The sequence below is a fragment of the Lysinibacillus sp. NPDC092081 genome, assembly GCF_044755845.1.
Classification (GTDB): Bacteria; Bacillota; Bacilli; order Bacillales_A; family Planococcaceae; genus Lysinibacillus.
This window is the reverse complement of sequence record NZ_JBIVRU010000002.1, coordinates 148,907-169,738: the sequence shown is the minus strand read 5'-3', so window position 1 is coordinate 169,738 and position 20,832 is coordinate 148,907. Positions and strand designations below refer to the sequence as shown.

Below are 20,832 nucleotides of genomic sequence, written 5' to 3'. Positions count from 1 at the left end.
TGAATTCTTCCTCTTCCTTTTGAGCTTGAATCGCCAAAATCTTCGTATCAACGTCAACATTTATACATTTCTTTGGCCTAACCAACGAAAAAAGCCTCCTAACATTTTTGTTAGAAGGCAAAACTATAGTATTTCAATTTTAGCAGTATTAGTCAAAAATAATTTTATTGACTGCATCACGATCTAATTTTTTAATAACTTCCACCATTAATTTTACAGCATTATCATAATCATCACGATGTAAAATACCTGCATGTGAGTGGATATAGCGTGTTGCAATGCCGATGGATAGAGCAGGTATACCATTTGCAGTTACGTGGATAGAACCAGCGTCTGTACCGCCACCAGCCATTGCCTCGAATTGATATGGAATATTGTGGTCATCAGCCACATCTAATACGAATTCACGTAAGCCTCGGTGTGACACCATTGATGCATCGTAAACAACAATTTGTGGACCAGCGCCCATTTTACTAGTTGATTCTTTTGCAGTTACCCCTGGTGTGTCTCCTGCTACACCTACATCGACAGCAAAGCCAATATCTGGTTGGATCTTATGCGTAGCAGTTTTCGCACCACGAAGCCCTACTTCCTCTTGGACATTCCCTACAGAATAAAGAATGTTAGGATGCTTTTCATTTTGCAATGCTTTCATAACATCAATGGCAATTGCACAACCAATTCGGTTATCCCATGCTTTTGCTAATAAGTATTTTTCGTTTTTCATCACATTAAATTCGAAATATGGTGTTACCATATCGCCAGGGCGTACGCCCCATTTAAGCACTTCATCTTTTGAAGCCGCACCAACATCGATAAACATATCTTTAATGTCTACTACTTTGTTACGCACATCTGCTGGTAAAATGTGAGGTGGCTTTGAACCAATAACCCCAATAATTTCTTCGCCTTTACGTGTTGTAATTGTGACACGCTGTGCAAGCATAACTTGGCTCCACCAGCCGCCTACAGTTTGGAATTTGATGAATCCTTTGTCATCGATTTGAGTAACCATGAAGCCTACTTCATCTAAATGACCTGCAACCATAATTTTTGGACCATTTTCATCGCCAACTTTTTTAGCAATGACGCTACCTAAATTATCTGTTTCAACTAAGTCTGCATATGGTCCAATGTATTTTTTCATGACCTCGCGTGGTGCACGTTCATTACCTGCAATACCATTCGCATCTGTTAAATCTTTAAACATTTGTAATGTTGGATCTAGTTGTGTCATACTTCTGCCTCCTGACTCTTGTATCTCCTCTATTATACTTCGTTTACCGAAATATTCCTAGCTTAATCGTCAGAAAATTGGTGTATTTCTTACTTTAATATCCTGAACGTTGGCGATTATAATTTTCTTCATTTTTCTCAATATATGCCGCAACAACGTCCTCAAACGAAAAGCATAGATTAAACGCAAGTAATCCATAGCATTTCCAGATCGCTAAATATCTATCCTCTGTTGGTTGACTAATAAAGCTTAAAATATAGTCTTGTGTCATTAAAAATGTCTCTGTTAAATCTCTCTTCTCTTCAATCACGGGCCATTTTTCTATCGCTGTATAACCTTTTAATAGGCCAAGCGATAATATAAAATGAATAGAATCTACATATTCCTCTAAAATCACATCTCGCTCTGAGGCTCCCTTTGTGCTCCAAAACTTAAAGCAACGTGTCTCATTTGCTAGTTCAGCTAGCTCCACCATTAAGGCTAAACCTTTTTCTTTAAATACATCACGTTCAATATTTTGTGTTTTCTCGATGAAATCATCAAGCTCTTTTTGCATTTTAAACAATTGTTGTAAATTCATTTTTTTCTCCTAAATTTCTTAAAAATATTTATAAAAAGTGAAACTAATTGCCCTCTACAATCGTATAGGAAGGAATAACCTTTCTTCAAGGGGGAAATTAAAAATGTTGCCGTTACTTATTCGTCTTGCTGTTATTGCGCTTATTATCTATGTATTTTATAAAGCGATTCGTTATATAACCGATCCTAAGCGAAAACTTGATGAAGCCTATGAAAAAGGCCATTACTTTTTTTATGATGACGTCAAAAATGTCCGAAAAAATTTCTTTATTTCTTATAAGGGTGCTCTTTTCGAAGGTGAAAAATACCTCGGCACTACTGAAGATGCCTTCGAGGTTGTGACGATTTTTGTTGGCGCCCGAGACGCCGCTACACTGCAAGGTTTTACGAAAAGAGACTTTGAATACCTACAGCAAGAAATCCTATTGAACTATCCGAGCGCAAAAATAAATTGGAAGCAACCCATTGAAAAGCTTATGCACAACACATCCTCATCATGAGGATGTGTTTTTATTTATCGGAACTATTCCTGCGATTTATCACAATAATTGTACTAGGATAAAAAATTGAATAGCTGCTAGCAGTGGGAAGCCAAATGCAAAGCTATTATGGCGTGTCTTATGACGGAATAAATACATTCCTAGCACGCCACCTACTGCTCCCCCAGCGATTGCTAATGTAAATAATGTGCGTTCTGCAATACGCCATTCATGCTTTTTTGCTTTTGATTTATCCACGCCCATCATAATGAGCAGGACTATAGAAACAATCGCCATATAAGCTAATAATGCTTGACCCATTGAATACTCCTTTTTATTTTTTATTTACTACTACTCTAACACAAAAAAGACTGACGGATAAATCCATCAGTCTTGTGAAAGCATTATATCACTAATTACTTAGCTACTGCTTTTTTAGCAGATTCAGCTAATTGAGTGAATGCTGCTGCATCAGTTACAGCTAGGTCAGCTAACATTTTACGGTTAACTTCGATACCAGCAACTTTTAAACCGTGCATTAAGCGGCTGTATGAAAGGCCGTTCATGCGAGCAGCTGCGTTGATACGAGTGATCCATAATTTACGGAAATCACGTTTTTTCTGACGACGGTCACGGTATGCATATTGACCTGACTTCATCACTGCTTGGTTAGCAACTTTGTATAATGTATGTTTTGAACCATAGTAACCTTTAGCTAATTTCAATACTTTTTTACGACGTTTGCGCGTCACTGTTCCGCCTTTTACGCGTGGCATATGAATTACCTCCTGCTTTTCATTTAAAAATGAATGTTAGTATTTTTTAGTCAATTATTTCATGTAAACAAGTAAAGATTTGATACGCTTGAAGTCACCAGATGAAACGATATTTGCTTTACGTAGGTGACGTTTTTGTTTCGTAGATTTGTTTGCGAATAAGTGGCTTCCATAAGCACGGTCATATTTTAATTTACCTGAACCCGTTTTTTTGAAACGTTTCGCAGCTCCACGGTGAGTTTTCATTTTTGGCATGTCGAATTCCTCCTAAACTGTTCGTCTAATATTATTTCTCGTTCTTCGGTTGAAGAACTAAGAACATGCTTCGGCCTTCCATCTTCGGTTTTTGTTCAACCGTCGATACTTCAGCACAAGCTTCAGCAAAACGATCTAATACACGTTGACCAATGTCTTTGTGTGTAATCGCACGACCTTTGAAACGTAGGCTACATTTTACTTTATCGCCTTTTTCAAGGAATTTAATCGCATTACGTAGCTTCGTTTGGAAATCATGCTCATCGATTGTTGGGCTCAGACGAACCTCTTTCATTACGATGACCTTTTGATTTTTACGAATTTCACGGTCTTTCTTTTGCTGTTCAAACTTAAATTTACCATAGTCCATGATACGAGCGACTGGCGGCTTGGCTTGAGGGGCCACAAGGACAAGATCCAAGTTTACACGAGTGGCGATTTCTAGCGCTTCGTTACGTGTCTTTACACCAAGCTGGTCACCATTGTGATCGATTAATCGAAGTTCACGTGCGCGAATGCCTTCGTTTACATACATGTCTTTGCTAATAGTAATCCACCTCCAAGTAGTTGTCGCGAATACATGGTTTGGGCAAAGCCTTGCCCGGTTGAACGGTACATCCTCTTGTCATGTCCATAAAAAAAGGACGGACACTAAGATGTCCGCCCGCTATATGTGCATGCGCAAGTCTGCGCAAAACAATTCAACGTGTAATACCTGTTCACAGCCTAAGAGCGTTGTATCAGGTGAGAAGCGGGCAGCCTCTACTTCAACCACAAACTTTGTATTCATTAACCTTAACTATAATAGCATGTGCGTTATAAGCTGTCAAATGTTTTTTGGGTTTATTATTAATAAAGTAACCTAAAAATTCTTAATCTATATTATTATAATGGTTTTCATCATAACGTGGGGTTGATTTCCGTTCCGGCTAGGCGCTTTCCTGGGGGCGTCGGGCAAATACGAAGTTGGTCACGAAGGCGTTATCACAGGACGTGATGGTTTTAGCCTTCGTTCCTCTATCGCTAATCCCCAAGGAGTCACCCAGCCTCCACTCCAATCAACTTATATATGGCATTCGTTTAAACACAAGTGTCACCCCAACATCTGGTGATGAAATCAATATATTGTTTTATTAAAATAGGCTTTAATTTCTTTCAGCGGATTTTTGGACACCCACTGAAAGAAGTTAAAATTATTTTGTAATTTCTGCTTTAATGTTGGCTAAGAAGTCTTGGAAGCTAATTGTTTCTGAATCTTTTGAGCCGTAACGACGTACATTTACGCCACCAGCCTCTACTTCTTTGTCTCCGATAACAAGCATATACGGGATTTTTTTCATTTGTGCTTCACGGATTTTGTAGCCTAGTTTTTCTTCACGGTCATCCATTTCAACACGTAAGCCCGCTGCAGTTAATTGCTCTTCAATTTGTTTTGCATAATCAAAGTGTGCTTCGTTTGAAACTGGAATGACTTCAACTTGTACTGGTGCTAACCATGTTGGGAATGCACCTTTGTACTCTTCGATTAAGAAAGCAACGAAACGTTCCATTGTTGATACAACACCACGGTGAATAACAACTGGACGATGTGGTTTACCATCTTCTCCAACGTAAGTTAAGTCAAAGCGTTCTGGTAATAAGAAGTCAAGTTGAACTGTTGATAAAGTTTCTTCTTTACCAATGGCAGTTTTCACTTGTACGTCAAGTTTAGGACCGTAGAATGCAGCTTCACCTTCAGCTTCGAAGTAATCTAAGCCAAGCTCATCCATTGCCTCTTTTAACATACTTTGTGCTTTTTCCCACATTGCATCGTCGTCAAAGTATTTCTCAGTATCTGCTGGGTCACGGTAAGATAAACGGAATGAGTAATCTTTTAAATCGAAGTCTTTGTATACTTCTAAAATCAACTGTACTACTTTTTGGAATTCCACTTTAATTTGATCTGGACGAACGAAGATATGTGCATCATTTAAAGTCATCCCACGTACGCGTTGCAAACCTGAAACAGCGCCTGACATTTCGTAACGGTGCATTGTACCAAGCTCCGCAATACGTAATGGTAGGTTACGATAAGAATGCATGCTGTTTTTGTACACCATCATATGGTGAGGACAGTTCATCGGACGCATAATTAATGTTTCATTGTCCATTTCCATTGGTGGGAAAATAGAATCTTGGTAGTGATCCCAGTGACCAGAAGTTTGGTAAAGCTCTTTAGAACCAAGTACTGGTGTATAAACATGTTTATAACCAAGAGATAATTCTTTATCTACAATATAGCGCTCAATGACACGACGGATTGTTGCACCGTTTGGTAACCATAGCGGTAAGCCTTGACCAACTTTTTGAGAAGTTGTAAATAATTCTAATTCCTTACCGATTTTACGGTGATCACGTTCTTTTGCTTCTTCAAGCATTTGTAGGTGATGTTTTAATTCTTCTTTTTTAAAGAATGCTGTACCATAAATACGTTGTAGCATTTTGTTATCTGAGTTACCTCTCCAGTAAGCACCTGCTAATGAAAGAAGTTTGAACTCACGTAGTTTGCCAGTCGATGGTGCGTGAATACCTCGGCAAAGGTCGAAGAATTCACCTTGATAGTAAATAGAAACTTGCTCATCAGCCGGAATCGCTTCAAGTAATTCTAATTTGTACTCATCGCCAATTTTTTCATAGATCGCTTGTGCATCTGCACGGCTAACATTTTTGCGCTCGATCTCTAGGTTTTCAGCAATAATTTTTTTCATTTCTTTTTCGATTGCTGGTAGGTCTTCAGCAGTGATTGGCGTCGGTGCATCAATATCGTAGTAGAAGCCACCTTCAATAACTGGACCAATACCAAGTTTAACTTCTGGGAATAAACGTTTAATTGCTTGTGCTGTTAAGTGTGCAGTAGAGTGACGTAAGATTTCCAGTGCTTCCTCATCATCTTGTGTAATAATCGAGATTGTTGCGTCCTCTTCAATTGGTGTTTTTAAATCGACTAAGACACCGTTTACTTTACCGGCATATGCTTTTTTACGAAGTCCTGGGCTAATTGATAATGCTACGTCATCAGTAGATGTACCTTTTGCAAATTCCTTTACAGCGCCATCTGGGAAAGTTAATTTAATCATATCTGACATTTTTTTGCACTCCTTATAGTTATGTTGTGATGCATGATTGAAGTTCAAGAATCCTCGGAATTTATCCTCATTCAATAGGTGTTTGGACACCCACTGAAAAGGAACTACATCCGTATTCATTTCACCACTAATTTCCACTGAATGAACATAAAAAAAGCTCCGTCCCTACGAAAGGGACGAAGCGTATGCTCGTGGTTCCACCCTTCTTCCTTCCGACTTTTTATAGTCAGACGAAGCTCAAGGCTAGCTAACGGGCTAGGGACCGGCGAAAGATTATCCCTTTCGCTGCTCAGCAGGTAGTAAATAGTGTGCTCAAACTAGGAAGCTTACAGCCAATGACTTCCCTCTCTAAAAGCCGTTACACAAAATTCATGTCCTCATCAATGCATTTTTGGATCAATTATGCCTCGGCATAATTGCGTCTGGAATCGGCTTTATGCAAGCACAAAGCCGATTCCGTGACATCCGCCGAAGGCATTAACTTCTTTCAGCGGGTGTTTGCACAGCCTGCTGAAAGAAGTTAATTATTATATGTGACAGTATACGCTCGATTGTCATAAAATGCAACTGCCAATCTTACATACGTCTATTTTTCCCACTCATTTTAATCGGCTCTGTCAAGGCTTTGATACGTTCCATAACACGTCCAGCCTTTACGACTTCTATGTCACCTTTTTGTGACTGCGCTAAATGATGCTCCAACTCATCGTAATTAAAATTAGATGTAATGAATGTTGGCAATTGCTCTGCCATGCGGTAATGGAAAATAGTCCCCAAAATTTCATCTCGCGTCCAAGCAGTCATTGTTTCGGCTCCTAAATCATCAAGCATTAGCACTGGTGCCTTTTTCACATAGTCTATTTTTTCATTCAATGTGTTGTCGCCAATTGCATTTTTCATTTCTCGTAAAAATTCAGGCACGAAAACTACAACTGACTTTACTTTCGCCTTCGCAAGTTCATTAGCTAGTGCGCCTAGCACAAAAGATTTCCCCACGCCAAATTGACCATATAAATAAAAGCCCTTAGCAGGCAAATTCCCTGTATCTAATACATTTTGAACAAAATCAGTCGCACGGTTTGCAATGTCAATACGTGTATGATCATCAATAAATAAATCACTTATTGTAGCTTGTAGCACATCTTTTGGCATATGCATACTGGCAATCATATTAGCAACATCTCGGCGCTCATCTTCACGTATCTTTTGCTCGCATCGTACATAATCAATTTCAACAGTACTCCTTACTACACGTAAAGTAGGTAAAAAACCTTTTAAGTAATTTGTACAACTTTCTGTATTGTCACAGCCACAGCAGACTGTAGATTGGCTAATAAATTCATGGAGCTTCGGTAAATTACGTTCAACTGCATCGTAGCTTAACTCATCCATATGCTCAGCTAAAAACTCTTGCACACGAGGGTTTTCCAATATTTCTCGACGCATCGCTTCGTAACGTTCTTGAAATGATGGTACAGTAATTGCTCTTTTTAATGGTCCATTAATCGGTTCGATTGTCATTCACCTACCTTATTTTGAATATTACCTAATTTTTCTAGGATCTTTTGTCTTTCCTTTTCAAAATCAGTAGTGTCAGTATTCGTTGTATCTTTTACTACTTCCTCTGATTTTTCATTACGCTTATAAAACCAATCTGGCACTTTTTCCTCTCGGCGATTTTTTGTGTACGAGTTCTTTTTCGTCGAAGTCTGGGGTTTATTTTTCCACGTAGTGTACTTATCATGCTCTTGGCGCGCTAGCTCCATGGCTTCTTTTGCTGTTTGAATATTTTTACGTACCCAATGATCCGCAATCGTTTCCACATATTTTTTAGGTAGCTTCATATCAGTTGTTAGCATTACATATTCCAAAAGAGCATTAACAACGCCTACTGGCATTCCATGCTGGACAATCAAACTCTCAGCAAGCTGCACGGAGGTCTGTAAAGGTTCTTTGCCATTATTGATATCTCGCAATACTTGCACTGGTGGAGTCGTCTCTAAATATTGCTGAAGCTCCTGATCCTTTGTTTTCTGGCCTGATTCCTCTATGGTTGACGGCTTACTCACTCTTGCAAGTTTTGGTGGTTCTTTTGAAACCGTTAGCTTATAAAAATCCGCAGCGGCTTTACGTAAACGTTCCAGTGAAATACCTAAGTCATCATCTAATGCAAGAATCACTACTTTTTGCATATCAAGTGCAGTTAAGCGATATAAAAACGCTAATTTTGCTATTGATTCACGTACCTCAAATGTTAGTAGACTTGCCGGCACTAGTTGCTCCGATAAGCCCGCTTGCAGTAGCTCAAAGTCAAACTGGTCAAAATAAAACGGATACATCTTTTGCTGTTTATCTTTGCTACTAGTATCAGCTTGTAAATCATCTGGAATGTTTGTACTTACAGGCTTAAAAACATCTATAAAGGCACGCGATACATCTTTAAATTCTGCATCTCTTGCAGATGAAATAAAACGCTGACGTAACTTCCGATAAGCTTGCTCCCCTATTTTACTAAATAAAAACATCGAGAGCAGTGGGTCTTTCATAAAGCTATCTGCATCAAGTGGACGTATCAGCTCATATAAAAAGCTTCGCTGGCCATCATTTTCTTTTTTCCATGTGTGTAACAGACCAATTGCTTCAAGCGCAATACGTGCCTCAAATACTTTGCCAATAGGAAGCCCTAGCACATTCATTAAATAATAATGTGTCATTTGCTGACTTGGCATTTGCTCAGCTTCTGCCCATAGTGTTAAATAAAGGCTGATTGGTTCCGCTCCAATTAAAGGCTGATAAAAAAGCGTTACTAATTGACGTTCCTGCGTAGAAAGTGCATGAGGTAGACGAATGTCAAAAGAATCAGCTGGCTGCAATTCCTTATACAAATGGATCAACGTCATTCACCCTCTCTGTTTTCCCTATAATTTCTGTTCTGTCTGACGTTGGATAATTTCTTTAATCTCTTCAATAAAGACATTGATATCTTTAAACTGACGATAAACCGAGGCAAAGCGTACATAAGCAACCTCATCGATTTTTGCTAAGCGATCCATTACCATTTCTCCTACATCCTCGGATCGGACTTCAGAATTCCCTATGCGGCGAAGATCTTTTTCAATAGACATTACTAGTCCCTCAAGTACTTCAAGAGAAACAGGTCGTTTTTCGCAAGCACGAATAAGTCCACGAAGTACCTTTTCACGGCTAAATTCTTCTCGTGAACCTTCTTTTTTCACTACAACTAAAGGTGTCTCTTCAATTTTTTCAAACGTTGTAAAGCGGAAGCCACATGACTCACATTCACGACGTCTACGAATTTCTTTATTATCATCAACTGGCCTCGAATCCACAACACGCGTTCCGTTAAATTGGCAAGATGGACATCTCATATAATTACTCTCCTGATTTCACAACAATTTAATATCTCTATTATAACAAATTTCCTATGTATAAGAAAAGCGCATTGACGCTAGTGTGCTCATGATAAACCTTGCAAGGCTAAAGTACAAGTATAGTTTCTACATTTAAACTAGCTATCTAAATAAAAAAAGCACATTGAAATCACTTGGATTTCAATGTGCTCCGTCTAACTTCTTTCAGCGGGTGTCACAGAATCGGAAGGAGTTCTTATAGGATGTTAGCCTAAGATCAAAGCCGATTCCGGACGCAATTATGCATTAACTGTTTCTAAAGCTTTTGCCACTTTTTTCACAAGATCTACAACACGTGCAGAATAACCCCACTCATTGTCGTACCAAGCAAGTACTTTCACTTTGCGGTTACCCATTACCATTGTAGAAAGTCCATCTACTGTAGAAGAGTAAGTTGTTGTATTGTAATCAGAAGATACTAGAGGCTCAACTGAGAAGTTTAAGATACCTTTCATTGGACCTTCAGTAGCAGCCTTCACAAATGCAGCGTTGATAGCATCAACTGTTACGTCTGTGTTTAAATCAACTACTAGGTCAACTAATGATACGTTAGGTGTTGGAACACGAAGTGCCATACCATGAATTTTGCCTTCTAATTCTGGTAACACTAATTTTAATGCTTTTGCAGCACCTGTAGATGTTGGGATGATTGATTGTGCGCAACCACGTGCACGACGTAAATCTTTATGTGGATTGTCTAAATTCTTTTGGTCATTTGTATAAGCGTGAACTGTTGTCATTAATCCGCTTTCAATACCAAATGTGTCATTTAATACTTTGGCAACTGGTGCTAAGCAGTTTGTTGTACAAGAAGCATTTGAAATAACATCATGTTTTGCGATATCAAGTTTCTCATCATTTACACCTAAAACAATTGTTACGTCCTCGTTTTTACCAGGTGCTGTTAAGATCACTTTCTTTGCGCCTGCTTCTAAGTGCATTGCTGCTTTTTCACGATCATTAAATTTACCAGTTGCTTCAATAACGATATCCACACCCATTGTTGCCCATGGTAATTTTAATGGGTCACGTTCGCTAATAATTTGAACACGTTTACCATTTACAATTAAAGCATCGCCTGCTGGCTCAACTGTACCCTCGAATGTTCCGTGATTTGTGTCATACTTAATCAAATGTGCTAACGTTTCAGCTGGATAGCTAGCGTTAATTGCAACGATATTTAAATTTTCTTGCACGATCGCTTGGCGGAAAACCATACGTCCGATACGCCCGAAACCATTAATAGCAACTGATACTGTCATTTATAAAATCCTCCTGTGAGTACATACTCAGATTAATTATATACTTTATGCGAATAGTATAACACAATTTCAAAAAAGATGAACATTATATATTCATAATATTAAAGTTCTTATTTTCTGAAAAATAAAATCACCTAAATTAGTCCTTATTATGGTATAAACTCACAAAAAAAATGCATAGCGAAGTGTTCTTGCTACGCATTCATGTTGTTGAAAAAAAACAAAATTGGTAAGGAAACCTCGGTGAATGGTGTGGCTCTTTAATGGGTGATCTCCGTTCCAGGCTACTCACTTTCCTGTGGGCGAGCGTCGAGCCGCTTCCTTCGCTGCGCTCCGTGCAGAGTCTCGCCTGTCTCGCTTTCCCACGGGAGTCGAGTAGCCTTCCACTCCAATCAGCGATAGCGTAGAATTTTTATAAATTTTAATCATTTCAAAAGTAAACACTATTGCTACTTACCTATCGAACAGAAAAGACTTATAACAATGAAACAATTGTAACCTGTTATTGCCAATGCTTCGTTTTTCCAAAACCGCTGTAGTTTCAACTATAAATTAAAGTGCCCTGTCAGAAGATACACGCTATGTGAAGTGGTTGATCTTCGTTCCGGCTGGGCGACTCCTTGGGGATTAGCGATAGAGGAACGGAGGCTAAAAACATCACGTCCTGTGATAACGCCTTCGTGACCAACATCCTGTTGCCCCAAGCGGCTCATCGGACGCCCCCAAGAAGCTCTGTGCGAAAGCGTAGCGGCAGCAACAAATGTTTTATCTGTGCGAAAGCGTAGCGGCAGCAACAAAGCGCTCAGCCGGAACGGAAATCACCCCCTCGTTTTGCCGAAGAGCCATACTATTTTTAATGTGACACCTTAATTTCATTGATACACTAGTTTTCCAACAATATGAAATGCGTAGCAATATGTCATTGCTACGCATCGAATGATTTTACAGATTTTTAATTAATTACGTTCCAATATGTTAGGATTTTTTTTAATTGGTGCTCGGTTTGTTCTAAATTTTCATTATTATAAATAACCGCATGGGCCCCTTTTTCTTTCACTGACATAGGTAACTGAGAACGCATTCGGGCTAGGGCATCTTCCTTCGATAAGTTGTTACGCTCCATTAATCGACGAAGCTGTACCTCTTCACTAACCGATACCACGATAATACGCTCGACAAAATGCTGCAATTTACTTTCAAATAACAGTGGAATATCCATCACAACATCCTTTTCTCCAGCCTCTAAATAAGCATCACGCTGGCGTAACATTTCCTTACGAATAGCAGGATGCATAATATCATTTAACATTTTACGCTTTGCAGGCTCGTGAAAAATAATATCGCCTAGCTTGGCACGATTTAAACTACCGTCTTCTAGCAATATAACTTGTCCAAAATTTTCAGCTATTAACTTTAAAGTCTCCGTTCCTGGTTCTACAACATCACGCGCAACAATATCTGCATCAACAATCGGTAAACCAAGTGCTGTCATCATTTTTGCTACTGTACTTTTTCCGCTCGCAATACTTCCTGTTAGTCCGATAATCATAGTTAATCCCCTTTAATGTTGACAATTTGGGCAAAAGACTGATGTGCGCCCACCTATCGTCATTTGGCTCGTTGCAGTTCCACACGTTGGACACATCTTCTTCCCATACATTTGCAGTCGATTCTGCATACCTCCAGCCTCACCGTTAATATTACGATAATCTGAAATTGTTGAACCTCCTGCTTCAATGCTCTGGCGTAAAATAGCGACAATCGCCTCGAATAATGCACGCTTACGCTTTTCACTAATGCGGTTCATAGTGCGGGCCGGATGAATTTTTTGAGCAAATAGTGCTTCTGTAGCATAAATATTGCCACAGCCCGAAATGACCTGCCCATCCATAATTACATCCTTAACAGCCTTTTTCTCATATTTCGGTAACTTTGATTTCGCAATAAAATAATCACATGCTATTTCATCGAATGGCTCTGGCGCCATTTTTGTTAATGGTGCATGATCCTCAATTTTTGTTAAAAAACGCAGTTCACCAAAGCGGCGTATATCTGAATAAATTAAATAGCCACCATCTGTCATTTGAAATGTAGCATGAATATGCTTTTTAAATTTCGCCTCATGGATTTCCTCAGGCGAATTCACCACAAACCATGCACCTGTCATCCCTAAATGACTAACAAGCACGTAAGGGACATCTTCTTTCAGCAAATGAAAAAAGATGTATTTCGCACGTCGTTCGACTTTTGTAATCGTCATTTGAGACAAGGATATTTCAAATGCATCAGGCTCAGCTTGCTTCACGATACATTGCTTCCCCTCTCCAAAGGAAAAACGAATAATTTCAGATAGTTGAACCTGTTGAATTGTGCGCCCTTCAATTTTAGGTTTTAATGCCTGGACGACACCTTCAACCTCTGGTAATTCAGGCATTTTAACCCCTCCTTATTTCGCTTCGTACCAAGTAGCACCGTAGTTAAAATCTACCTTTAACGGTACTGAAAGCTCGATTGCGTTCTCCATAACCTCTGGTACTATTTTTTCAAGCAATGCAATCTCCTCTTTAGGTGCTTCAAAAATTAATTCATCATGCACTTGTAATAGGAGCTTTGCCTGCATATTTTCTTTTTTCAAGCGAGCATCCATATCAATCATTGCTTTTTTAATAATATCAGCTGCACTTCCCTGAATTGGTGTATTCATCGCAGTACGCTCTGCAAAGCTTCGTAAATTGAAATTCGAGCTCGAAATGTCAGGTAAATATCGACGTCTATTTAAAATCGTTGTCACATAACCATTAAACTTCGCATCTTGGACGATATCATCCATATATTGTTTTACACCTGGGAAACTCGCAAAATATTTCTCGATAAATGTAGCAGCTTCCTTACGAGTAATATCCAAGTTTTGCGATAAGCCATAATCACTAATACCATAGACAATCCCAAAGTTTACTGCTTTTGCAGCGCGACGCATATTACTATCGACCTCATCTGCTGAGACATGGAAAACATCCATCGCAGTACGCGTATGAACGTCCATACCTTCACGGAAAGCTTCGACTAAATTTTTATCCTTTGACATATGGGCCAATACACGCAATTCGATTTGTGAATAATCGGAGGAAAATAATATCCAATCTTCGTTCGATGGCACAAACGCTTGACGAATTTTTCGCCCTTCTTCTAAACGAATCGGGATGTTTTGTAAATTCGGATCAGTTGAGCTTAAACGCCCTGTAGCTGTTAATGCTTGTTGGAATCGAGTATGCACCTTTCCATCCTCTTCATGGATTTCCTTTAGCAGGCCTTCAATATAAGTTGATTGTAATTTTCCAAGCTGACGATACAAAAGAATATGCTCAATAATGGCATGCTCTGGCTTTAATTTTTCCAATACATCTGCTGCAGTGGAATAGCCTGTCTTTGTCTTTTTAATAACAGGAAGACCAAGTTTATCAAAGAGGATGACACCTAATTGCTTTGGTGAATTAATATTGAAGGCTTCTCCTGCCTCTGTATAAATCTCCTGTTCAATCACAACTAGTTTGTCATTTAGTTCCTGCCCCATCTTCTCTAATGTGGCACGATTGACCGTGATACCTTCACTTTCCATTTCCGCTAAAATAGCAGCAAGAGGAAGTTCTAAGTTTTTATAGAGTTCGAACTGTTCATTTTCCTTTAACAATGCCTCAAGCTTTGGCTGTAAAGACCACACAGCAAAGGCTTTGCGGCTTGCATGCTCAGCAAGTGCATCAATGGCTGGTATAGCCCGTTTCGCCCCTTTACCATAAACGGTCTCATTTGCGTGCACATTACGATAACCCAGTTCTTTCGCAAGCGTTGCCACATCATCTCCACTTAGCGCAGGATTGTTAATATAAGAAGCAAGCAATAAGTCAAATTCCACACCCGCTAAACGTATTCCCGCGCGTTTTAATGCAGCCTGAGATGCTTTTGAATCAGACATATACTTTATTTTAGTAGCATCTTCTAACCAGAGACGAAGGTCATCTGATTTAGCAGCAATATCAAACGGCACGTACATTGTTTTCGTTCCATCCGTTAGTGCAATACCTAGTTGCTGACATGTATGATAATGCTCGTCCTCTAGCTCCAAGTGCACTGCCATTACATCTTTTAAATGACCTTGCTTTACTTCTTGCACAATTTCATAGTCAAAAGGTGCTTGTTCTTCTTCTTGGACAGTAAAATCGCTTTTCTCTAGCAATGATTTAAAGCCAAGCTCCTGCCACACGCTAATTACTTCTTCCTCAATCGGACCATTATAGGCAAGATCAGAAATCGTTATTTCAATCGGCGCATCTGTAAAAATGGTAGCTAGTTTTTTACTCATTAGTGCCTGTTCTTCATTGGCAACTAATTTTTCTTTCATTTTAGAAGCCTTCAACGTATCCATTGCCGCATAAAGCGACTCGACTGAACCATGCTCTTTTAGCAATTTAACAGCCGTTTTTTCACCGACACCCGGCACACCAGGGATATTATCTGAAGAATCCCCCATTAAACCTTTCATATCAATAATTTGTTGGGGAGTTAAGCCGTATTTTTCTGCAATAAACTCTGGTGTATTTTTTTCAATTTCAGTAATGCCTTTTTTAGTAATATATACTGTTACTTGCTCAGTCGCGAGCTGTGTTAAGTCACGATCTCCGGATACGACGATGACGTCCATATCCTGTGATGAAGCTTCTTTGGCAAGTGTCCCTATAATATCGTCTGCTTCGTACAATTCAAGCTCATATCGCTTAATACCATAAGCATCAATAAGCTTACGTATATAAGGAAACTGCTCAGATAATTCTGGTGGAGTCTTTTGTCGACCACCTTTATATTCCGTAAATGTCTCATGGCGGAAGGTTGTCTTACCCGCATCAAAGGCAACCAAAATTTTCGTTGGTTGCTCTTCCTCTAATATTCTTTGTAGCATTGTTGTAAAGCCGTACACTGCATTCGTATGAATTCCACTATCATTCGTTAATAGAGGTAACGCAAAAAACGCGCGATATGCTAAACTATTGCCGTCCAATAATAGCAATTTTTCCTTTGTCATGATTTTATCCTCCTGCGTTGTCGTCTTCTTAATTGTAAAACGAAAACGTATGTTTGAAAATGCCTCTTCCTTTTACTTTATCGAGAAAACGGTTATTTTACCAATCATAACGATGAAAATCGCCAAATTTTCTACATTAATAGTTTAACTCAGGATTGACGACACAAAAAAAGCCAATCACTCATTGTAATTGACTTTTCCGATATTATTCACTAGCTTTAGTTGTTTTTTCTTTGCGATAGAAAATCTCTTCATATATGACTGTCATAATAAAGGCATTCATAAAGGCAAACACTAAAAATAATGGCATACCACCAAGCTGTGGATGTGTAAGCTCTGTATTAAACACCATTACAGTGCCGATTTGCGCTAAGAAGAAAATGAAGCCGATCCCAACTTGCCATATAGGACGCTTAACTTTGCGTTTTTCGTACCAAAACATTTTTTTAAATATCTTTCTTACATCCTCAGCAATGACTAAACCTAATAAAAACAAAATGACAAAAAATACTGGTATATGATAAACACTTTTCGTGATCCATGCAAAATCTGATAGACGGAAGAAAAGTGTAAATAACGATGCAATACTACAGGCTATCAATAGATTTTGGAGCCCCTTGCTAATTTGCAATTTCACAACTATTACCCCCATTTTTTATTTCTGAACATTATCATTCTATCAGATAACAGTCATCCGCGAAACACAAAATCATAAATTTTTATTATTTTTATATCATACCATTAATATATGAAAGATTTTTATAGAAATCGTGATAAAAAATACCTAAATATAAAATTAAAGAATTTAGAACTTGTATCCATTAAAAAATTCTCCTATAAACTGCTCATCAACAAAAGTTAGAGATGATATTTATCGAAAACGTATATAAGTTGATTGGAGTGGAGATTGGGTGACTCCTTGGGGATTAGCAATAGAGGAACGAAGGCTAAAACCATCACGTCCTGTGATAACGCCTTCGTGACCAACATCCTGTTGCCCCGACGCCCCAAGGAAGCTCTGCTCTGTGCGAAAGCGAAGCGTCAGCGGCAAATGTTTTATCTGTGCGAAAGCGTAGCGTCAGCGGCAAAGCGCCCAATCGGAACGGAAATCAACCCTACGTTATGGTAATGAGTCTTTAAACCAGTCACTAATATGTAGAAATGTATTGCTAATTTTATGGAAAGTGTAAAAAAGCCGTCTCAAAAAATTTGAGACGACTTCATACTACTAATCCCTGCAAGAATAATAGTATTATTTTAGTTTCACTTTATATAACCCGATAATATTTTCGCATACGGTGAAGTGGATGGCAAAATAATGACCGTATCTTCACCTATAGTTTTCTTATATGATTCTAATGTACGGTACAATGAATAGAATTCGGGATCTTGAGAGAATGATTTATTGTAAATCTTCGCAGCTTCTGCTTCCCCTTCCGCTTGAATCAATGCTCCATCCTTTTTCGCTGTTGCGAGCATTTCTTGAACCTGCTGATCTGTTTGAGCTTCAACACGACGTTTCTCAGCGTCACCTTCAGATAAATATTTCTGTGCGATTGATTCACGATCCGAAATCATATTCGTAAACACGGATTGCTCATTTTCAGTAGGCAAGTCGATACGACGGATACGAACATCTACTACTTCTATTCCATATTTATCATTTGAAAGTAACTCATTGACACGTGCAGTTACCTGATCATTGATACTCCCACGTGAAGAACCTTCATCATTAATAATCGCCTTATATTCTATTCGACCAAGCTCTGAACGAATAACTGAATAAATAAACTCTTCCATACGTGATTCAACTTTTTCTATTGTTCCTGCATTTGAAATTAATTGCTTTGGATCAGTTATATGCCAAACTGCATAATTATCAATAATAATTCGTTTTTTATCCTTTGTATTAATTTCTTCTTCAGAAACTTCATATGTCATTTGGTTTTTTGGTAGCCTCGTTACGCTTTGAATAAACGGAACCTTTATTTTCAAGCCGGGCTCACTCTGAAATTTCACTACTTCTCCAAACTGTCTAACAACTGCGTATTCGGATTCTTTAACTATATAAACATTAGCAAATAATATAATGGCAATAGCAAAAACGGCTGTTAAGGTTACAGCAAAAGAAATATATTTTTTCGGATTCATCGGGCCTTTTTTCGACATTTTGACCACATTATCCTCTTCTTTTGGAGCAGTATTTTTGGATTTACCCGATAAAAAATTCAGGAATTTTTCAAGATCCTTATTTTTTTGATCCATTAGTTACCGCTCCCTTCTTTTTTTTCTTTTGATGTTTCTTTTGTTGCAGGTGTCTCCTGTTTTGCAGGTTGCAAGGCTTGAAGAGGTAAGTATTTCATTGTATTACCATCATCATTCATAATATAAATTTGTGCTTTAGGTAATACATTTTCAAGTGTTTCCAAAATTAAACGTTCGCGGGTAATCTGTTGATTGCCCTTATATTGCTCATACATTTTATTAAAGACAGCTACATCCCCTTGAGCCTGCTCAATACGCGCTGTTTTTTCACCTTGAGCTTTCGAGATGATTGCATCCTTCTCACCTTCAGCCTCACTAATTCGCTGATTATTATATTTTTTCGCCTGATTAATTTTTGTATTTTTCATTTCGCGTGCATCTGTAACAGCTGTAAAGGCTGCTCGCACATCTGCATTCGGTAATTCAACATCCTGTAGTTTTACCCCTAAAACACTTATACCTATATCGTATTTTCCAAGAAGAGAAACGAGTAAATCTCGTGATTTTGCTTCTATGTCCGCTTTTCCTTCAGTTAACGCAGCGTCGATTTTGGAACTTCCGATAATGGATCGAATCGCACTCGACGTAGCGCTATGTAATATTTTTTCTGGATCTTGTGAGCTGAATAAATACTTTTTCGGTTCTGTAATTTTCCATTGAACGACAAGGTCTGTTAATACAATATGTTCATCCCCTGTAATCATTTTCGTTTCAGCATCATAAGTTTCCAATTCCCCATTTTCATTTTGCTTATAGCCAAACTTTAAACTAAATGTTTCCTTCGATAAAACCTGAACCGATTGTACAGGCCAAGGTAATTTAAAATGTAAACCTGGTTCTGTAACTGTATTATCGGCACGACCGAACGTAATGACAACTGCTTGTTCTGATTCATCTACCGTGTACCACGATGTAAATACCGCAATAATTGCAACAATGCCAAAAATGCCAAGTCCCACCATCATAAGTGACCTTTTCACACTCATGTCTAATCCTCCCTTAAGCTTAGTACTATTGTATACGGGACAATTTATAAAAAGTTTCAAAATATTTTAATAAACCTTTTTTTATTTTAGGCAGTTTGACATAAGGAGCAAGCGCACTAAACGTTCCTGCATCGGCCCTCCATCTAAAATCATACCGCACAAATAAAATAGAACTGAAAAAAATCCCGTTACCATTTAAGGTAACAGGATATTGACAACTAGATGTTCAAACGCTGGGAAAAAGGTTGTTGATAAAACAATGCTAATTAATGCAGCTACAATCATCGCAAGACTTGCAAAAGTACCTTCCAACTCACCAAGTTCAAATGCTTTAGAAGTACCTGTACCATGTGCTCCCATTCCTAACATTAGACCTCTAGAGGATGGTCGATGGAAACGACATACTTTAATCACTAACGGTGCTATTAGACTCCCTAAAATACCAGTTACCATAACGAAAACAGCAGTAAGTGTAGGAGAGCCACCAATCATGTTAGAAATGTCCATTGCTATTGGTGTCGTAACTGAACGCGGAACTAAGCTATGCACAAGCTCATTATTTAATCCAATTACTACGGCAATGATAAATGAAGATGCAATGGCAACGGCTGAGCCAACTGCGATACTTAGAAAAATTTCAAAAGCATGTTTCTTTAATAGGTTAAAATTTTTATAAATTGGTACCGCAAATGCAACTGTTGCTGGTCCTAGTAAATTTGATAAAATACTGGCTCCAGCAGTATACGATTTATAGGATGTACCCGTTAATAGCAAGATGATAATTACCACTAATGGTGTGATCAGTATAGGTGTTAACCATTCCTGCTGATACTTTTTATAAAACATTTTACTAGTATAAAAAACTGCAATAGTACCTAGTAAACTTACTATAGCTATTAAAAAGCTCATGCAGTATCACCTTTCTTTCGTTGCCCTAGCAATTGTGCTGTAAAACCTGTTGCAAACATTACAACTATGGCACTCAACACAATAACAAGCAAAGCTTTCACACCTTGCACACCAAATAATGCAGTATAATCGATTACTCCGATAGCAGATGGTATGAAAAACAGTAATAATTCACTAAGTAATAAACCTGCACCTAGCTCAATCCATTCAAGCTTTATAATATGAAACTGCAAAAGTAAAAACAATAAGACTAGTCCAATTATGCTACCTGGAATCGGCAAGTGAAGTAGACGTGCAATACTATTCCCTATAAATAAAATTACATAAAGATAGCCGATTTGCACGATACTTTTGACGATTTTCATGGTCATCCTTCTCTCAATTTTTTATCCCGCTTTAGCGGTCAGTAATATAGATTCCTTCTAGATTAAAATGGGCATATTATCTGACCGTA

The 20,832-nt window shown here is 38.4% G+C and carries 20 protein-coding genes; 1 reads left to right on the top strand and 19 read right to left on the bottom strand.

The genetic code is table 11. The annotated features are described in order from the left end of the window. Window positions 1-148: 148 nt before the first annotated feature. On the bottom strand, window positions 149-1,237 hold the full coding sequence (locus ACIQLB_RS05590) for a M42 family metallopeptidase (protein WP_400722124.1): 1,089 nt from the start codon (window positions 1,235-1,237) through the stop codon (window positions 149-151). A gap of 94 nt (window positions 1,238-1,331) precedes the next feature. Continuing rightward, window positions 1,332-1,817 carry a dUTP diphosphatase gene (locus ACIQLB_RS05585; protein WP_400722121.1) on the bottom strand — a complete coding sequence of 162 codons (486 nt, stop codon included), beginning with the start codon at window positions 1,815-1,817 and terminating at the stop codon, window positions 1,332-1,334. Between the two features lie 103 nt (window positions 1,818-1,920). Between ACIQLB_RS05585 and ACIQLB_RS05580 the strand changes: the two genes are divergently transcribed. Next, window positions 1,921-2,316, top strand: a complete 396-nt coding sequence (locus tag ACIQLB_RS05580) for a sigma-w pathway protein ysdB (RefSeq protein ID WP_400722118.1) — start codon at window positions 1,921-1,923, stop codon at window positions 2,314-2,316. Window positions 2,317-2,355: 39 nt separating this feature from the next. On the opposite strand, the gene ACIQLB_RS05575 is transcribed toward ACIQLB_RS05580, so the two are convergent. The 17 genes from ACIQLB_RS05575 to ACIQLB_RS05495 all read right to left on the bottom strand — a co-directional run bounded on the left by ACIQLB_RS05575 (window position 2,356) and on the right by ACIQLB_RS05495 (window position 20,743). Beyond that, window positions 2,356-2,616, bottom strand: coding sequence for a DUF1294 domain-containing protein (locus ACIQLB_RS05575; protein ID WP_400722115.1), 261 nt, complete (start codon window positions 2,614-2,616; stop codon window positions 2,356-2,358). 95 nt (window positions 2,617-2,711) lie between these two features. Next, entirely contained in the window at window positions 2,712-3,071 is a 360-nt protein-coding gene (gene rplT, locus ACIQLB_RS05570) for a 50S ribosomal protein L20 (protein ID WP_049667524.1), read from the bottom strand. A 54-nt stretch (window positions 3,072-3,125) separates the two neighbouring features. Beyond that, the gene (gene rpmI / locus ACIQLB_RS05565; protein WP_004226312.1) at window positions 3,126-3,326 is read right to left on the bottom strand and encodes a 50S ribosomal protein L35; all 201 of its coding nucleotides are present in this window, start codon (window positions 3,324-3,326) and stop codon (window positions 3,126-3,128) included. A gap of 31 nt (window positions 3,327-3,357) precedes the next feature. Continuing rightward, complete coding sequence (infC, locus tag ACIQLB_RS05560; RefSeq protein ID WP_024363824.1) at window positions 3,358-3,861, bottom strand: translation initiation factor IF-3; 504 nt, start codon at window positions 3,859-3,861, stop codon at window positions 3,358-3,360. Between the two features lie 658 nt (window positions 3,862-4,519). Then, window positions 4,520-6,451 carry a threonine--tRNA ligase gene (thrS, locus tag ACIQLB_RS05555; protein WP_400722105.1) on the bottom strand — a complete coding sequence of 644 codons (1,932 nt, stop codon included), beginning with the start codon at window positions 6,449-6,451 and terminating at the stop codon, window positions 4,520-4,522. Window positions 6,452-7,027: 576 nt separating this feature from the next. Then, a complete protein-coding gene (gene dnaI / locus ACIQLB_RS05550) occupies window positions 7,028-7,966 on the bottom strand; it encodes a primosomal protein DnaI (protein WP_400723070.1) in 939 nt (312 codons plus the stop codon). Window positions 7,967-7,968: 2 nt separating this feature from the next. Further along, window positions 7,969-9,351, bottom strand: coding sequence for a replication initiation and membrane attachment family protein (locus tag ACIQLB_RS05545; protein ID WP_400722102.1), 1,383 nt, complete (start codon window positions 9,349-9,351; stop codon window positions 7,969-7,971). 18 nt (window positions 9,352-9,369) lie between these two features. After that, window positions 9,370-9,840, bottom strand: coding sequence for a transcriptional regulator NrdR (nrdR, locus tag ACIQLB_RS05540; protein WP_049667519.1), 471 nt, complete (start codon window positions 9,838-9,840; stop codon window positions 9,370-9,372). A gap of 281 nt (window positions 9,841-10,121) precedes the next feature. After that, the gene (locus ACIQLB_RS05535) at window positions 10,122-11,144 is read right to left on the bottom strand and encodes a glyceraldehyde-3-phosphate dehydrogenase (RefSeq protein WP_400722099.1); all 1,023 of its coding nucleotides are present in this window, start codon (window positions 11,142-11,144) and stop codon (window positions 10,122-10,124) included. A 952-nt stretch (window positions 11,145-12,096) separates the two neighbouring features. Beyond that, complete coding sequence (gene coaE, locus ACIQLB_RS05530; protein WP_400722096.1) at window positions 12,097-12,693, bottom strand: dephospho-CoA kinase; 597 nt, start codon at window positions 12,691-12,693, stop codon at window positions 12,097-12,099. A 12-nt stretch (window positions 12,694-12,705) separates the two neighbouring features. Continuing rightward, a complete protein-coding gene (gene mutM / locus ACIQLB_RS05525) occupies window positions 12,706-13,578 on the bottom strand; it encodes a bifunctional DNA-formamidopyrimidine glycosylase/DNA-(apurinic or apyrimidinic site) lyase (RefSeq protein WP_400722093.1) in 873 nt (290 codons plus the stop codon). 12 nt (window positions 13,579-13,590) lie between these two features. Further along, window positions 13,591-16,218, bottom strand: coding sequence for a DNA polymerase I (gene polA / locus ACIQLB_RS05520; protein WP_400722090.1), 2,628 nt, complete (start codon window positions 16,216-16,218; stop codon window positions 13,591-13,593). A gap of 205 nt (window positions 16,219-16,423) precedes the next feature. Then, window positions 16,424-16,855 (bottom strand): DNA polymerase I, encoded by a 432-nt coding sequence (locus ACIQLB_RS05515; RefSeq protein ID WP_400722087.1) that lies wholly within the window; start codon window positions 16,853-16,855, stop codon window positions 16,424-16,426. Between the two features lie 626 nt (window positions 16,856-17,481). Further along, window positions 17,482-18,483 carry a protease modulator HflC gene (hflC, locus tag ACIQLB_RS05510; protein WP_400722084.1) on the bottom strand — a complete coding sequence of 334 codons (1,002 nt, stop codon included), beginning with the start codon at window positions 18,481-18,483 and terminating at the stop codon, window positions 17,482-17,484. After that, entirely contained in the window at window positions 18,483-19,469 is a 987-nt protein-coding gene (hflK, locus tag ACIQLB_RS05505; protein WP_400722081.1) for an FtsH protease activity modulator HflK, read from the bottom strand. The genes hflC and hflK overlap by 1 nt, the downstream gene beginning before the upstream one ends. A 195-nt stretch (window positions 19,470-19,664) precedes the next feature. Continuing rightward, window positions 19,665-20,378 carry an LrgB family protein gene (locus ACIQLB_RS05500; protein ID WP_400722078.1) on the bottom strand — a complete coding sequence of 238 codons (714 nt, stop codon included), beginning with the start codon at window positions 20,376-20,378 and terminating at the stop codon, window positions 19,665-19,667. After that, complete coding sequence (locus ACIQLB_RS05495; protein WP_400722075.1) at window positions 20,375-20,743, bottom strand: CidA/LrgA family holin-like protein; 369 nt, start codon at window positions 20,741-20,743, stop codon at window positions 20,375-20,377. The genes ACIQLB_RS05500 and ACIQLB_RS05495 overlap by 4 nt, the downstream gene beginning before the upstream one ends. Window positions 20,744-20,832: the final 89 nt, after the last annotated feature.

Excerpts from the sequence above, each read along its gene's own strand:
- ACIQLB_RS05590 (WP_400722124.1), bottom strand. The coding sequence starts at position 1,237 with ATGACACAACTAGATCCAACATTACAAATGTTTAAAGATTTAACAGAT.
- ACIQLB_RS05585 (WP_400722121.1), bottom strand. The coding sequence starts at position 1,817 with ATGAATTTACAACAATTGTTTAAAATGCAAAAAGAGCTTGATGATTTC.
- ACIQLB_RS05580 (WP_400722118.1), top strand. The coding sequence starts at position 1,921 with ATGTTGCCGTTACTTATTCGTCTTGCTGTTATTGCGCTTATTATCTAT.
- ACIQLB_RS05575 (WP_400722115.1), bottom strand. The coding sequence starts at position 2,616 with ATGGGTCAAGCATTATTAGCTTATATGGCGATTGTTTCTATAGTCCTG.
- rplT (WP_049667524.1), bottom strand. The coding sequence starts at position 3,071 with ATGCCACGCGTAAAAGGCGGAACAGTGACGCGCAAACGTCGTAAAAAA.
- rpmI (WP_004226312.1), bottom strand. The coding sequence starts at position 3,326 with ATGCCAAAAATGAAAACTCACCGTGGAGCTGCGAAACGTTTCAAAAAA.
- infC (WP_024363824.1), bottom strand. The coding sequence starts at position 3,861 with ATGTATGTAAACGAAGGCATTCGCGCACGTGAACTTCGATTAATCGAT.
- thrS (WP_400722105.1), bottom strand. The coding sequence starts at position 6,451 with ATGTCAGATATGATTAAATTAACTTTCCCAGATGGCGCTGTAAAGGAA.
- ACIQLB_RS05545 (WP_400722102.1), bottom strand. The coding sequence starts at position 9,351 with ATGACGTTGATCCATTTGTATAAGGAATTGCAGCCAGCTGATTCTTTT.
- nrdR (WP_049667519.1), bottom strand. The coding sequence starts at position 9,840 with ATGAGATGTCCATCTTGCCAATTTAACGGAACGCGTGTTGTGGATTCG.
- ACIQLB_RS05535 (WP_400722099.1), bottom strand. The coding sequence starts at position 11,144 with ATGACAGTATCAGTTGCTATTAATGGTTTCGGGCGTATCGGACGTATG.
- coaE (WP_400722096.1), bottom strand. The coding sequence starts at position 12,693 with ATGATTATCGGACTAACAGGAAGTATTGCGAGCGGAAAAAGTACAGTA.
- mutM (WP_400722093.1), bottom strand. The coding sequence starts at position 13,578 with ATGCCTGAATTACCAGAGGTTGAAGGTGTCGTCCAGGCATTAAAACCT.
- polA (WP_400722090.1), bottom strand. The coding sequence starts at position 16,218 with ATGACAAAGGAAAAATTGCTATTATTGGACGGCAATAGTTTAGCATAT.
- hflC (WP_400722084.1), bottom strand. The coding sequence starts at position 18,483 with ATGGATCAAAAAAATAAGGATCTTGAAAAATTCCTGAATTTTTTATCG.
- hflK (WP_400722081.1), bottom strand. The coding sequence starts at position 19,469 with ATGAGTGTGAAAAGGTCACTTATGATGGTGGGACTTGGCATTTTTGGC.
- ACIQLB_RS05500 (WP_400722078.1), bottom strand. The coding sequence starts at position 20,378 with ATGAGCTTTTTAATAGCTATAGTAAGTTTACTAGGTACTATTGCAGTT.
- ACIQLB_RS05495 (WP_400722075.1), bottom strand. The coding sequence starts at position 20,743 with ATGAAAATCGTCAAAAGTATCGTGCAAATCGGCTATCTTTATGTAATT.